Origin of the sequence: Yokenella regensburgei ATCC 49455 (assembly GCF_000735455.1) — a bacterium.
In the GTDB taxonomy this organism is placed as follows: domain Bacteria; phylum Pseudomonadota; class Gammaproteobacteria; order Enterobacterales; family Enterobacteriaceae; genus Yokenella; species Yokenella regensburgei.
This window is the reverse complement of sequence record NZ_JMPS01000020.1, coordinates 59,383-73,380: the sequence shown is the minus strand read 5'-3', so window position 1 is coordinate 73,380 and position 13,998 is coordinate 59,383. Positions and strand designations below refer to the sequence as shown.

Annotated in this window: 14 protein-coding genes and 1 other annotated feature; of the genes, 1 reads left to right on the top strand and 13 read right to left on the bottom strand. The window is 55.6% G+C overall.

Features of this window, described 5'->3' with window-relative positions:
* Positions 1 to 101: 101 nt before the first annotated feature.
* From GYRE_RS05015 to ibpA, 3 genes are all read right to left on the bottom strand, one after another.
* Positions 102 to 1,763 carry a putative transporter gene (locus GYRE_RS05015; RefSeq protein WP_038253532.1) on the bottom strand — a complete coding sequence of 554 codons (1,662 nt, stop codon included), beginning with the start codon at positions 1,761 to 1,763 and terminating at the stop codon, positions 102 to 104.
* 176 nt (positions 1,764 to 1,939) lie between these two features.
* Entirely contained in the window at positions 1,940 to 2,368 is a 429-nt protein-coding gene (gene ibpB, locus GYRE_RS05010) for a small heat shock chaperone IbpB (protein WP_006817838.1), read from the bottom strand.
* A gap of 110 nt (positions 2,369 to 2,478) precedes the next feature.
* A complete protein-coding gene (gene ibpA, locus GYRE_RS05005; protein ID WP_006817839.1) occupies positions 2,479 to 2,892 on the bottom strand; it encodes a small heat shock chaperone IbpA in 414 nt (137 codons plus the stop codon).
* Positions 2,886 to 2,959 (bottom strand) — a sequence feature (ROSE (Repression Of Heat Shock gene Expression) occurs in the 5'-region of heat shock genes and acts as an RNA thermometer to modulate expression.). (Overlaps the previous gene by 7 nt.)
* Before the next feature lie 230 nt (positions 2,960 to 3,189).
* On the opposite strand from ibpA, the gene GYRE_RS05000 reads away from it, so the two are divergent.
* Positions 3,190 to 3,525 (top strand): YceK/YidQ family lipoprotein, encoded by a 336-nt coding sequence (locus tag GYRE_RS05000; RefSeq protein WP_006817840.1) that lies wholly within the window; start codon positions 3,190 to 3,192, stop codon positions 3,523 to 3,525.
* A gap of 1 nt (position 3,526) precedes the next feature.
* Here GYRE_RS05000 and GYRE_RS04995 read toward each other — a convergent pair whose 3' ends face one another.
* The 10 genes from GYRE_RS04995 to yidA all read right to left on the bottom strand — a co-directional run bounded on the left by GYRE_RS04995 (position 3,527) and on the right by yidA (position 13,965).
* Complete coding sequence (locus tag GYRE_RS04995; RefSeq protein ID WP_038253531.1) at positions 3,527 to 4,753, bottom strand: YidR family protein; 1,227 nt, start codon at positions 4,751 to 4,753, stop codon at positions 3,527 to 3,529.
* 52 nt (positions 4,754 to 4,805) lie between these two features.
* Entirely contained in the window at positions 4,806 to 6,143 is a 1,338-nt protein-coding gene (locus GYRE_RS04990; RefSeq protein ID WP_006817842.1) for an MFS transporter, read from the bottom strand.
* Positions 6,144 to 6,203: 60 nt separating this feature from the next.
* Positions 6,204 to 7,352, bottom strand: coding sequence for a galactonate dehydratase (gene dgoD, locus GYRE_RS04985; RefSeq protein WP_038253528.1), 1,149 nt, complete (start codon positions 7,350 to 7,352; stop codon positions 6,204 to 6,206).
* Positions 7,349 to 7,966 carry a 2-dehydro-3-deoxy-6-phosphogalactonate aldolase gene (locus GYRE_RS04980; RefSeq protein ID WP_038253527.1) on the bottom strand — a complete coding sequence of 206 codons (618 nt, stop codon included), beginning with the start codon at positions 7,964 to 7,966 and terminating at the stop codon, positions 7,349 to 7,351. Before GYRE_RS04980 ends, dgoD begins: the two co-directional genes overlap by 4 nt.
* Positions 7,950 to 8,825 carry a 2-dehydro-3-deoxygalactonokinase gene (locus GYRE_RS04975; RefSeq protein ID WP_038253525.1) on the bottom strand — a complete coding sequence of 292 codons (876 nt, stop codon included), beginning with the start codon at positions 8,823 to 8,825 and terminating at the stop codon, positions 7,950 to 7,952. The genes GYRE_RS04980 and GYRE_RS04975 overlap by 17 nt, the downstream gene beginning before the upstream one ends.
* Positions 8,822 to 9,511 carry a D-galactonate utilization transcriptional regulator DgoR gene (dgoR, locus tag GYRE_RS04970; protein ID WP_038253523.1) on the bottom strand — a complete coding sequence of 230 codons (690 nt, stop codon included), beginning with the start codon at positions 9,509 to 9,511 and terminating at the stop codon, positions 8,822 to 8,824. Before dgoR ends, GYRE_RS04975 begins: the two co-directional genes overlap by 4 nt.
* A gap of 223 nt (positions 9,512 to 9,734) precedes the next feature.
* Positions 9,735 to 10,766: a DUF4056 domain-containing protein gene (locus tag GYRE_RS04965; RefSeq protein WP_072009050.1), complete on the bottom strand. Its 1,032-nt coding sequence runs from the start codon at positions 10,764 to 10,766 to the stop codon at positions 9,735 to 9,737.
* 29 nt (positions 10,767 to 10,795) lie between these two features.
* A complete protein-coding gene (locus GYRE_RS04960; RefSeq protein WP_112471515.1) occupies positions 10,796 to 11,938 on the bottom strand; it encodes a BamA/TamA family outer membrane protein in 1,143 nt (380 codons plus the stop codon).
* Positions 11,938 to 12,945 (bottom strand): hypothetical protein, encoded by a 1,008-nt coding sequence (locus GYRE_RS04955; protein WP_038253518.1) that lies wholly within the window; start codon positions 12,943 to 12,945, stop codon positions 11,938 to 11,940. The genes GYRE_RS04960 and GYRE_RS04955 overlap by 1 nt, the downstream gene beginning before the upstream one ends.
* 207 nt (positions 12,946 to 13,152) lie before the next feature.
* Entirely contained in the window at positions 13,153 to 13,965 is an 813-nt protein-coding gene (gene yidA / locus GYRE_RS04950) for a sugar-phosphatase (protein ID WP_006817851.1), read from the bottom strand.
* Between the last annotated feature and the right edge of the window lie 33 nt (positions 13,966 to 13,998).

Here is a 13,998-nt window from a genome sequence, read left to right as displayed (position 1 = left end):
TGCTTTTTCTCGTTCACCTTAACACCCTGCATTGGTAAGCCGGAAGTGGAGAGATGCGGAAGGAGAGCGCCTTCACAGGTGCTGAAGGCGCGTAAGACGCGCTAGCCGATACCCCAGAACAGTACGGCCAAAAGCTGCGGTGTGATAATGCGCAGGAACATCACCACCGGATAGACGGTAGCGTAGGAGAGCGCCGCCGCCCCGCTGGTCGCATGCAGGTTATTCGCAAACGCCAGCGCCGGTGGGTCAGTCATGGAGCCAGCAAGCATTCCACAGATGGTGAGATAGTTCATTTTCACGACAATTCGCGCCAGGATACCGGCCAGAAGCAGCGGAATAGCGGTAATGAAAATACCGTAGCCTATCCAGCTTACCCCTTCGCCGTGGAGCAGCGTATCAACAAAATCACCGCCCGATTTAAGGCCTACGACCGCGAGAAACAGAACAATCCCCAGTTCGCGCAGCGCCAGGTTCGCACTCGGTGGCATAAACCAGTACAGCTTACCGATGCTGCCAATACGCCCGAGGATCAGTGCCATAATCAGCGGCCCGCCCGCCAGACCAAGCTTCAACGCCACCGGGAAACCAGGAATAAACAGCGGAATAGATCCCAATAACACCCCAAGCCCGATGCCGATAAACACCGGCAGCATCTGCACCTGCTGCAGTTTCTGCTGCGCGTTACCCAGCTCTGCGGCTACCGCATCGATGGCCGCAGGACGTCCTACCAGGTTGAGGATATCGCCGAACTGCAGGCTGGCATTGCTGCTCGCTACCAGCTCTACCCCGGCGCGATTAAGTCGGGAGATAACGACGTCATAACGCTGTTTGAAGTGCAGATCGCGGATTTTCTTCCCTAATACCTTCTCGTTGGTCACCACCACACGCTCGACGCGCAGGTCAGTTCCTCGGGTGGAAAGCGACGTCTCGACCTCTTTGCCGATCACCAGCTGCGCGCTGTGTAAATCGGCCACCTGGCCAACCAGGTGCAGAAGGTCGCCGGTCTGAATAAGCGTGGTGGGCGACGGTACCATCAGCATATCGCCGCGCTTAAGCCGCGAGCAGATAATTTTATCACTGTTCAGGATCGGAACGTCCTGAATAGTCAGGTTGTTGAGGTTCGGGTTTTCTACCCGAATATTGATGGTCTGCAGCAGTACATTACCGTTGCCGACGCTGGCATCAAACTGCTGGGCTTCTTTTTCAACGTTGATACGAAAGAACAGGCGCACCAGCCACATGGAAAGCAGAATGCCGCAGATGCCGAACGGATACGCCATCGCATAGCTCATCCCCATCTGGTCAACCACGTCGAAAGGCACGCCGAGGTCGCGCAGGATCTGCTGCCCGGCACCGAGCGCTGGCGTGTTGGTTACCGCTCCGGAGAAAATCCCGAGCACGACCGGTAGAGGGATATTGAAGAGTTTATGCAGCAGTGCGGTGACCAGCCCGCCGAGAACCACTATCAGGATAGCGAAAAGATTAAGGCGCAACCCGGAGACCCGCAGGGAGGCGAAGAACCCAGGCCCTACCTGAATACCGATGGTATACACGAAGAGGATCAGGCCAAACTCCTGAACGAAGTGCAGCATCGGGCCACTCAGCGTGATCCCTGCCTGATCGACAAAATGTCCGACGATGATCCCGCCAAACAGCACTCCGCCAATGCCAAAGCCAACGCCACGGATCTTCACATTGCCAATCCATAACCCGACCACTGCCACCAGAGCCAGCACGCTCACGGTCAATGCTATATCACTCATCGTCGTTTCCCTGTGAATAACATTAGGTATATCAGGGATTCTGGCAGAACCACGGCGGGATGTATGGATCGTGGCGCACAAAAAGCCCCGATCAAACGCAAAACGGTAACCCGAAGGTTACCGTTTTTAAGGTATTTACCTTATCCCGAAGGGAAAGGGATTCGGCAAGACTGTCTTTAGCTGTTCAGTGCCGGGCGGTCGCTGATGGCGATACGCTGCGGAGCAAGCGCTTCCGGCACGTTACGGGTCAGGTCGATATGCAGCAGACCGTTGGTGAAGGTCGCGCCGCTGACTTCCATATTATCGGCCAGGGTAAAGCTCAGGCTGAACGCCTGGGTCACCAGACCCTGATGCAGCCATTTGGTCTCTTTTTCCGCCTGCTGCGGCTGGCCTTTAATGGTCAGACGCGTGCCTTCCAGCTGGATATCCAGATCTTCCTGACGGAAACCGGCTAACGCGAGGGTAATGCGATAGTGGTTATCGTCGCTTTTTTCGATGTTATAAGGCGGGAAGCTCTGGCTTTCACCGGCGGTTTGTAAGGCGTTAGCCAGTTTGTCAAAACCGATCCATTGACGCAGCAGTGGGGATAAATCGTAGTTACGCATAATAAAATCTCCTTCTGAGAAGCGAGTGTTTACCTGCGGATCCGCAGATCCGCATAGGCTCCCTGACGGCGAGCCGGTGGAATGTCGGGCCGCGTAGCGGCCCAACGGAATTAGTTAATTTCGATACGGCGCGGTTTTTTCGCTTCCGGGATCACACGTTCAAGGTCGATATACAGCAGACCATTCACCAGGTTAGCGCCACGGATGTGGATATTTTCGGCTAACTGGAATTTACGCTCGAAGTTGCGTTCCGCAATGCCCTGATACAGGTAAGTACGTTCTTGTTGTTCGCCCGTATGTGAGCCTTTTACAATCAGTAAGTTATCCTGCGCGGTGATCTCCAGTTCGCTTTCAGCGAAACCGGCCACGGCGATGGCAATGCGATAGTGGTCTTCGTCGACAAGCTCGACGTTGTACGGAGGGTAGCCGCCGTTACTCTGGCTCTGGCTGTTTTCTAAGTGGTTGAACAGACGGTCAAAACCAATAGCAGAACGATACAGTGGAGAAAGATCAAAGTTACGCATAAAAATAGCTCCTGGAATCAGCGAGAATTTACTGACCTTCCATCATGGACAGGTCGTTAGCACCCGGAGTACCCCGCAGGCGTACTCCTCATCGGGACTTATTCTTAAAATTGGGTAGCCCGAGTGATATTTCAAGAGCGGTTGTCTGAGTTTTTTTGCACTTTCGGATAGAGTGTTTAGACTGGAAGACAGCACTAAAGGTCAAATTGCGACAACCGCCACAGAGCGACGCAACGGAACTATCTATTTAGGTTATGGGTCGATATAACCCATTAAAGACATCACAACGATACTGAGATGATGAAAACAACTCTATTGATTAAGCTGACCCTGTTCAGTGGAATGATGGCACTGGGTGGCTGTTCAAGCGTGATGTCGCATACCGGCGGGAAAGAAGGTACCTATCCCGGTACGCGAGCAAGCGCAGGCATGCTCGGCGATGATGACACCAACTGGGGAACCAAATCGCTGGTGGTGCTTGATATGCCATTTACCGCAGTGATGGATACGCTGTTGTTACCGTGGGATATGTTCCGCACGGACAACTCCGTGCGGTCACGCGTGGAAAAGAGTGAGCAGAAGACGCTTGCCACCAATGCGGTGATCCCTCCAGCGGAGATGCCATCTCCCTGAATTACAGGCCGGTTTCCGTCACCCAAAGCTGACGAAAACCGCTGACCTCCTCCATCCAGGCGATCTGTCGGCCGTCAGGCGAAAAGACGATCGCGTCAGCTGAAGGCGGATTGCCATGTTTTTCCGTCAAAAAACTCACTTCTCCCGTCTGCGCATCGCAGCAGGCAATCCGGTTATTCAGCACAAAGCCCAGCGCCCTTCCTGACGGATGCCAGTTAAACGCCGACTGGATGCCGCCCGCAACGCGCGTCAATTGACGCGGCTCGCCGCCCTGCGGAGAAATCAGCCACAGCTGGACGATACCGGCATCATCACGCATCAAAAAGGCTATTTCACTGGCCTGCGGACTCGCCCGCACCCAGTGGCGCGGCACGTTTACCAGCCCCGGGAATACGCGCTGATGGGTAAAGGTCAGCCGGGTTTGCACTACTCCTGACGGCGGCGCTGGCAGCGTTTCACTCGTGCCCTGCAACGGCGTGCTGCCCGCCAGCTTCCAGCCCTTTTCATCCTGCGGCAGATGAACGATGAAAAGCTCAGGCACTTTCTCGCCCTGCGTGGAGAGCGTATCGCCAATAAACGCCAGTGCGTGGTTGCCCACCCAGCCCTCTTCATAGGCGCGGTTAATGTCATCACTTCCCGCCACAGGCGCTGGCGTCGTCTGGCTCACCAGTACGCACCAGTGGCTGCCCGCGTATTCCCGTGGGTGTCCACCTGCCGGGATGACCGGGCCGAAGGGCGTTGCTACGCCAACGTTACGCAGATCGAGCGCCGTATCACGCTCGTGCATCACGTGGTCGTTATAGGTGAAGCTAACGTACTCGCCGTTCGGGCTGTAAACATGAACGTGGCTACCGCCGCGCAGCGCGCCCGGTGTGAAAGGCGGGGTGATATCCATGGCATCCAGATTAGTCGTTACTCCGGCATGAGCTACCACGCCACGGCGATGATGAAAATCGTACTGCCAGTGGGCATCCGGGTGCTCGGGGCCATGGATAAACACGTACTTTTCTTCCTGCGGATGCACCGTGACCACACCGACGTATGCTCCGTCGGTGGCGCGGTAAATGACCTCAGTTTCACCGCTGTCGACGTTGACGCGCTCGATGGTTTCTCCGGTAAACGAGGCACCAGAAGGGCGCACGTCGAACACCAGCCAGCGGCTGTCCGGGGTCCAGGTTCGGGTGTTGGTGAGCTGATGGTGACGGGAAGCGAAAGTGACTTGTTTCATGTGGATACCCTGATGCACGAATCTGCCATCAGGGTATCGCAAGGGAGGGGGTTTAGCCTACTCGTTTCACCTCGCCCACCAGCAGGATGTAGGAGAGCGCTCCGGCCAGCGCCACTACCGCGATGTAGGTGAGCGCTGGCGCAAAGCCGTAGTCCTGCGCCAGGTAGCCAATCACCAGCGGCACCGTGATCCCGCCCAGCCCGCCGACGAAGTTGAACACTCCACCGGTGAGACCAATCAGACGCATCGGCGCCAGCGAAGAAACCAGTGACCAGGTGATAGAGGCAAACCCGTTACCAAAGAAGGCGATCGCCATCAACGTCATAATCCACATCGGGTCGTTGGTGTAGTTTGCCGCCATGATGCAGGTGGAAATCAGCAGTCCGCAGATGATGGGCGTTTTGCGCGCGACACCCAGCGAATAGCCTTTTCGCACCAGCCTGTCCGCCAGCCAGCCCGAAAGCAGCACGCCGAAGAAAGCTGCCAGGAACGGCACCGTGGTCATAAATCCGGCCTTCAGCGCAGTGATGCCTTTCTCCTGAGTCAGGTAGTTCGGGAACCAGGTAAGGAAAAACCACAGCGTAGAGGTGACCGCAAACTGCCCCAGATAAACGCCGACCAGCTTACGATGGAACACCAGCTTCCAGTCGGCTTTGGTCAGCGGCTGGCGCGCCTCTTTTTTCACTGGCGCATCGCCATCAACCAGCCCGCCCCCTTCACGAATATACTCAAGCTCCGCCGTTGTGATGCTTTTTGTCAGGCGCGGTGGCTGATAAACCTTAAACCAGATGAGCGACCAGATAATGCCAATCCCGCCGGTCACGATAAACACCCAGTGCCAGCTCAACAGCTCCTGGATCCAGATAAGCAGCGGGGTAAGAAACGCAAGGCCAACAAACTGCCCGGAGGTATAAAACCCAACGGCAGAGGCGCGCTCGTGCTCCGGGAACCAGCTGGTGACCATGCGGTTATTGGTTGGGAACGCCGGGGCCTCAAAAATACCGGTGATAGCCCGCAGGCCAATCAGCGACATCAGCCCGGTGGCGAAGCCCTGAAACAGAGTCGCGACAGACCAGCCGAAAATGGCAATAAAATAGGTGAGACGGGAGCCAACCCGGTCAAGGAACCAGCCGCCCGGGATCTGGCACAGCGTATACAGCCAGGCAAAGGCGGAAAATACATAACCCATTTCCGCTTTGCTGATCCCGAACTCCTCCTGAATATGCGCCGACGCCACCGCCAGGTTTGCGCGGTCGACATAACAGATAACTACGGTAATAAAGATCATAACCAGCGTCAGGTAACGGCGACGCCCTGTTTTTGCAGCAGTAACTGGAATATCCATCGCAATCTGTCTCCAGATTTTGGGCATAGCGAAGCCGCTCACCATGCCCTGTAATTTACAGAGGGTGTAGGAAAATCTATTTTTTAAATTATGATGTTGTGACGATTACCACTCGGCGACGGAGCCGTCTTCGTGACGCCACAGCGGGTTACGCCAGTCTGGCGCGTGTTGGCTCATCGCAATGACCTTCTCTTCGTTGATGTCCACGCCAAGACCCGGTTTCATTAACGGTTTAAAGAAACCGCCTTCCATACTGAAATCCTCTTTGTTATTCACAAAGTCGAGCAGCTCGGCGCCTTTGTTGTAATGAATACCCATGCTTTGTTCCTGCAGCACGGCGTTGCGCGAAACAAAATCGATATGCAGACAGGCCGCCAGCGCGATCGGACCCAGCGGGCAGTGCGGTGCCAGCGCCACGTCATAGGCTTCCGCCATGCCAGCAATTTTGTAGCATTCGGTGATACCACCAGCGTGAGAGAGGTCCGGCTGCAGAATGGCTATCCCACCCGCCTCCAGCACGCGTTTAAATTCAAAGCGCGAGAACATACGCTCACCGGCAGCAATCGGAATGTGCGTCTGGGCAGCGAGTTTCGGGTAGTACTCCGCCTGCTCCGCCAGCACCGGCTCTTCAATAAACAGCGGACGATACGGCTCCAGCTCTTTAATCAGCACTTTCGCCATCGGTGCGCTGACGCGACCGTGGAAGTCGAGACCAAACTCGATCTCGTTGCCAAAAGCTTCACGAATTTGTGCCACCGTACTGACGGCGGTATCCACCGCTTTCGAGCTATCGATAACGCCCATCTCTTCACAACCGTTGAGTTTGAAGGTATCAAAACCAATTCCACGCAGAGTCTTAATCCCGTCGATAACCTCTGCCGGGCGATCGCCACCCACCCAGCTGTAGGCTTTGATTTTGTCGCGTACCAGCCCGCCCATTAACTGCCACACCGGCGCATTCAGCACTTTGCCTTTGATATCCCACAGCGCCTGGTCGATACCGGCAATGGCGCTCATCAGCACGGGGCCGCCGCGGTAGAATCCCGCGCGGTACATCACCTGCCAGAGGTCGTTGATACGCGCCGGATCCTGACCAATCAGATAGTCGCTAAGCTCATGCACCGCCGCTTCAACGGTACGCGCGCGCCCTTCAATAACCGGTTCGCCCCAGCCAACCACCCCTTCGTCGGTTTCGATTTTCAGGAACATCCAGCGTGGGGGGAGCCGGTAGGTGGTGAGTTTGGTAATTTTCATTGCACTGCCTCTCGATACGCATTAACAAATGCCGCTGCCTGCTGCGCGGTGCGCTCAACGGACTGCCCGGCGCGATAGAGATCGCTACCCAGCCCGGCGCCCACGCAGCCTGCCTGAATCCATTGCTCAAGGTTTTCTGGCGTCACGCCGCCAACGGCAAACACCGGTACCTCAGGCGGTAATACCGCTTTCAGCGCTTTGATATATTCCGGGCCGAAGGCCGACGACGGGAAAATCTTCAGCGCCTGTGCGCCCGCATCCAGCGCATCGAAGGCTTCGGTCGCGGTGGCACACCCCGGACAGACGGTCATACCGTAGCCCACCGCACGGCGGATCACTTCCGGCTGAATATTAGGGGTCACGATAAGCTGGCACCCCATGCGGGCAAGCTCGTCGACCTGTTCAGGACGCAGAACCGTTCCGGCGCCAATCAACGCCTTATCGCCAAAGGCATCCACAATGGCTGGAATGCTTTTCTGCCACTGCGGTGAGTTAAGCGGAATTTCCACCGCATCAAATCCGGCGTCGATCACCGCAGCCACGTGGGCAAGGGCTTCATCCGGGGTGATACCGCGCATAATCGCGATGAGCGGGAGTTTAGTGTGCCACTGCATGGGTAATGCTCCTTATACCTGCCTGAAATGCGTTATCGCCGTCCACTGCCACCACCTGGGTCCCACAGGCTTTGAATGCCTGCAGATAGCGCGCCGTGAGCGTGCTTCCGGCAACGAGCGTTACCGACTGACCGGCAAATTTTGTGCTCTGGCTTGCCACTTCGGCACCGATCAGCAGACCGGAAAGAAATTCGCTCACTTGCTCACGCGGCAGGGCTCCCAGCACGTGACGAGCCCGAACTTCAAACAGCTGTGGCAGAATTGCGGGAGAGGCAAGACCGCGCTCAAGCCCGGCGGCAAAGGCGCCCGGAGAAGTTTGCTGCGGAGGTAAACCGGCACCCACCAGGGAATACGTGAGCAGCAGATGGTGCAGCTCACCGGTCATCACGGTATGAAAATCATGGACTTGCTGGCTGTCCGCCTGCACCCATTTACTGTGGGTGCCGGGCATGACGTATAAGGAGGAGGCGGCCAGCGTGCGTGCGCCGAGAAGCTGTGTTTCTTCACCGCGCATGACGTTGTAGTTATCGTCCCGCTGCACGCTGAGGCCGGGAACTATCCAGATATTGTCGCCAACGGTCGTTAACTGTTCGCCAATGGCAGAAAAATGCACGGGAACAGGCAAATATGGGGCAATTTTCCAGCCCACGTTGCTACCCACCATTCCCGCCATTACCACCGGCGTGCTGCCGTTGCGCCATCCCTCGGTGACTTCTGCTAACACCGCCTGCGGGGTTCTGCCGCTCAGGCGGGTCACCCCTGCCTCTGATTGTCGGCTTTCCAGACATGCTTCACCCTGATAAAGCCAGGCACGAAGGTTGGTTGATCCCCAGTCAACAGCGATGTAGCGAGACGTCATGTAATTTCCTTTAACCTTCGTGTGGAGCTGGCAATCATGGTAAGTGCTGCCTGCTCTGCCGCGTCGCCGTCCTGATGCCGGATAGCATCGAACAGCGCCTTATGTTCCTGGAGCGTTTTTGGCATGTTGGCCTCGTCGCCCATCCAGGTCCGTTCAAATACCGCTCGTTGCAGCGAGCTGATAGCCACGCTTAACTGCTGCAAGACCGGGTTATGCACTGAACCCAGCACCGCCTCGTGATAGCGGATATCCGCTTCGTTAAAGGCATCACGATTTTGGTTATTGGCAATCATGTCGTTGAGCGCTGATTCAATCAGAGCCAGATCGCCGGAGTTCGCGCGCTCTGCGGCCCAACGGGCGATTGCCGGTTCCACCAGGTTACGTACTTCGCTCATTGCGCTAATCAGCCGCGGGTCGTAGTCGTTCTCCAGCACCCACTGCAGTACCTCGGTATCGAGGTAGTTCCACTGGTTACGCGGGGCGACAAATGCACCGCGATAGCGCTTCATTTCGATGAGCCTTTTCGCCATCAGGGAGCGAAAAACCTCACGGATGATATTGCGTGAGGTTTCAAACTCTTCGCAGAGATCGGCTTCTGCGGGTAACGCCGAGCCGGGTACATACTTTCCGCCAACAATCTGGCGGCCCAGCGTTATCACGATGCGGTCGGTTTTATTGAGAGTCATGGAGAGTCCTTGTGCTCAGAGTGCCCATAACTACTTTACCGTGACCGGCGAAATTCACCTCATTTTTGCAGTACAAATGTGAGGTGTTCTAATCTTCTCTGGTGCTTAATGTAGTACAACACAATCATGTTGTACTACAATTTAGATCACAAAAAGAACAATCGAAGATCAAAAAAAAGCGCAGTCTGCGGTGAGCGCTGCGCTTAGGATCGAGAAAGGGGACTTATTTCGCTGCTTCGGCCTTGTCACTGTCGCGGGCGAAGGCCGACAGACGTGGGAAATCGGCGACGGTGTAGTAGGTTTTGGGGGCGGGCAGACGCTCCATGCTGCTGCCGGGCCAGAACTGTAATTCCGCCAGCGAGTCCAGGTCATACGTCAGCAAGCTATGGGGTAAGCTCTGCCGCCACGGCTTAGCCTGCTCGCCGGGTACCGCGGTAGGCAGACGATCGTCAGAGACATCATAATTACGCAGCAGCACCAGATATTTTTCGGGCACTCGTTTTTTACTGTCCCACCAGCGGCCATCCAGCATATCGAAGTGGAAGCGGGTGATGTTGGCCGGCTGCGCGCCAAGCTCCCTCAACGCCTTGGGCAGTGCACCGTCCATCGCCCGGTTGTATGCCGCTTCGGTTGTCGTATCTCCATGACGGATAAGCGAAACAGCAATACGTGCACCAAGTAAATTCGAGTAGAGATCTTCCGGCGAAAAGGCGGAAACTTCTTCAGAAAACCCGGGAATAGAAGCAAAACCGTACCACTGCGCAATTTCATGCCATGCCGCCAGCTGAAACGCCAGGTGGGCAGAAAGCCACGCCGCCAGGGCAATGCGTTCATCTTCATCCACCGGTGGCGTAAAACCGTTGAACACCACGCGGCGTTCAGTTAGCTCATCGTCAAGCCTGAGGACGAAAGACTGGCCCAGCTTCGGCAATAGCTGGCTGAAAAGGTATACCGTCATGTCGGCGGTATCACGGATATGTGCGGTGTCGATAAATCCGCCACGCGACGTGTACATAATTCCGTTGCGCTCCCGGCCCATCCCCGCCAGGTTTGCGATCCCCGCCAACAGGCTGTCATTATAAAGATGCTTTCCGAGGTCATCGGCGGTCACGACGTTATCTAATTCATATAACGGTATCGGGATGTTCAGCACTTCCGCCTGCAGATTGTACCCAAAGGCGCAGCATGGCCGCAGCCCCTGGGGCGGGGACAACGGCGCGAGCGGCGCGCTTTGTGCAGACGCGGCAAAGAGCATTAAGCCTGCCAGCAGGCCTTTCACTACATTCAAAATGCCTCTCCAACCTGAAAGTAAAACCCGCTGCTACCTTTACCGATACCATAGTCGAGACGCACGTTCATGCGCGGTTTGAATTCAAAACGATACCCCACGCCCGCCGAAGGTAACCAGCGTCCGTTATCGAGCTCGTGAAACGAAGGCGCCATCGTGCCCGCACCGACCCAGCCGACAATACCGTGTCGCCAGCTCAGTTTCTGACGATATTCCAGCTGGCCACTGATCACATTTTTGTCGCGATAGCGGCCTTCATAGTAACCGCGCATCCGCTCATTGCTACCAAGCAGTGGCAGCATATTCCACGGCACATCGCCCTGGGTGAAATCACCGTTCACCTCCCAGGCCAGCACGCCATTTTCGGTGATCGGATGGTAGCGGCTGTAGTGTAGCGCGTACTCATCAAACTGGGTGTCGCTTCCTGTGCCGGGGGTATAGCGGGTATAGCGAATATCCGCGGCCTGCCCGCTACGCGGGTTCGGCACAAAATCGCGGTCATCCCAGGTGAGCGCAACGCTTGCGCCGGAGCTAAACACCGACGTTCCCTGCGGCGTGCTTTCTATGCGTCGCGGATCGTCAGCATCAATGTCAGCGGCATGCTCCATCGCCACAGACCATCCCACCCCCAGATAGGCATGATCAACCAGTTGTCGATAGACCATCGGGCGCAGGGTAAATCCCTGCGAGGTGTACTTCTGCTTTTGATTGTCGTTATCGCCGGCGGCAAACCCCTGCCCCCAGTAATATGTCGGCGTGTTATTCAGGGAGCCATCAACAAAGAAACGCCAGCGATCGTCGGCGAAAAAGGCGTAATTATTAATATTAAGCCCGAAGGCACCGGTAGCACTGGCGTAACCACTGAGCGACAGCGTTGAGTTCTGGCTCACGGTATCGTCTGGATCCGGACGATACATACCCACGATGGCGGTGCCGAGCCCAATCCCCAGTTCCGGCGTGTAAAAAGGTCCGGGCATCACGCCCCAGTCGATCCCTTTGCTGGCATCAAACTGGTTGCTGGCACCCAAAGGTGCCAGCCAGCCGTCGATTTGCTCCCGGCTTGGCAGAAGTGACTGCGCGCCGCAGGGCAACGCCAGCAATCCTGCGAAAACCAGGAGTGCGGGAGTCATGTTACGCATCAGAAGCGGTACTCGCCCGCAACGAAGAAGCTATTACGTTCTGCAAAGCCAAACTCCGTTGTCACGTTGAAGTTACGGGTGATTTCATACTGCGCCCCCACCAGTACGTTCCATGGGGATTTCAGATGCTGTTTGACGTCGAAACGGCCATTGCCGCTGCGGTTCGCCATGTCCACCATCTTCTGCAGTTCCTCTGACGGCATGGTCAGATCGTTAAGGCTGCCCTTAAATTCCTGCTGCACGTCCTGGTACATGCTCCCGACCCAGACGTTCAGCTTCCCGGCCGGCAAATGCAATGCATCCACACCTGGCGTAGTAAATCGGTAGCCAACGCGCGGCGTGAGCGTAAAGGCATCGATACTGCCGTCAAGAATATCAAAACGTGTCTGAGTATAGTTGGCATCAAGCAGGGCAAACCAGTTACCGATCCCGCCCACAAACGTAGTCCCGGCGCCGTAGGTGGTGCCTTTAAAATCGAGCTGGAATTTCAGGTTTTGCAGATTGTCGGGCCTGATTTCATTCTTGCCCATTTTGATCCCAACGCCGATGTCAGAGACCGAATGCCCTTCGGTGTGACCGACCAGGCCATACACGTTCATAAACGGTAATACCCAGGCATCGAGCCTGACGGTTTCCGTTTTACTGCTTTCACGGGTATCGCCGACGTTGATTTTAAAGAGGTTATCCAGAGGTATGGACCCCAACGCCAGGCCGCTAAAGGCAATACTGTCGACAGAAATGTTCTGCCGCATATTCATGTAGTTGATGTTTACGCCGAATGGTTCGGGCAAATCGTAGCCCCGCGCTCGCGCTTCGTCGCCGTAGAACGGCAGTATCGAAGAAGATTGCGGCTGTTTGGTTTCCTCAGAGGGAGTGGTTACCGCTGTTGGGTTATCGTCCTGATAATTATAAAGAGAGGCAGGAGGTGTCGCTGGGGCCATTGCAGCCCAGGACTGAAAAGCCATACAGGGTAAGCTCACCAGTACCGTACGGATATAGTTATTCATATCTGATGAAGTGGTCTTGTGTGGCGATAAACGCCGATGAAAAGGGAGGGGGAAGGATACAGGAAATCGTTGTTTTCATTTATGAATTCAGTGCGAATTCACATAAAATAACAAAAAAATTGTGGATATTGTGGGCGTGATCATTCACATGAATTATGAATGGTGGTCCGGCAAGCAAAAACCTGCCGGACGGAGTGCCGCGCTCTGTCAGGCCAGCACAAACTTCTCAATGGCGTAGGCTACGCCATCTTCGTGGTTTGATTTGGTGACAAAATTAGCCACCTCTTTCACCGATGAAATCGCGTTATCCATCGCTACGCCCACTCCGGCGTACTCAATCATCGCGATATCGTTTTCCTGATCGCCAATCGCCATAACCTCTTCCGGTTTGATCCCCAGCGCATCCGCCAGCGATTTCACGCCGGTACCTTTATTGACGCGTTTGTCGAGGATCTCGAGGAAATACGGCGCACTTTTCAGCACGGTGTATTTTTCTTTCACTTCCGCCGGGATGCGCGCAATGGCTTTATCCAGGATGGCTGGCTCATCAATCATCATCACTTTGAGGAACTGGGTCTGCGGATCCATTTTCTCAGCTTCGCAGAACACCAGCGGAATGGTCGCAACGTAGGACTCATGAACGGTGTAGTAGCTGATGTCACGGTTGGCGGTGTAGAGCGTGTTACGGTCCAGCGCGTGGAAGTGAGAGCCCACTTCGCGGGACAGTTTTTCCAGATAGAGATAATCGTCATAGCTGAGGGCCGTCTGGGCGACGGTGCTGCCGTCGCTGGCTTTCTGTACCAGGGCACCGTTATAGGTAATGCAATAGTCTCCCGGCTGCTCCATGTGCAGCTCTTTCAGGTAGCTGTGCACGCCAGCGTAAGGGCGACCCGTAGTCAGCACTACGTTGACTCCACGCATGCGCGCGGCGGCAATAGCGTTTTTTACCGCAGGAGAGATGGTATGGTCCGGAAGCAATAAAGTACCGTCCATATCGATTGCAATGAGTTTGATAGCCATGAGATCCCCGATTTAAATGAGTCTTTGCTCATG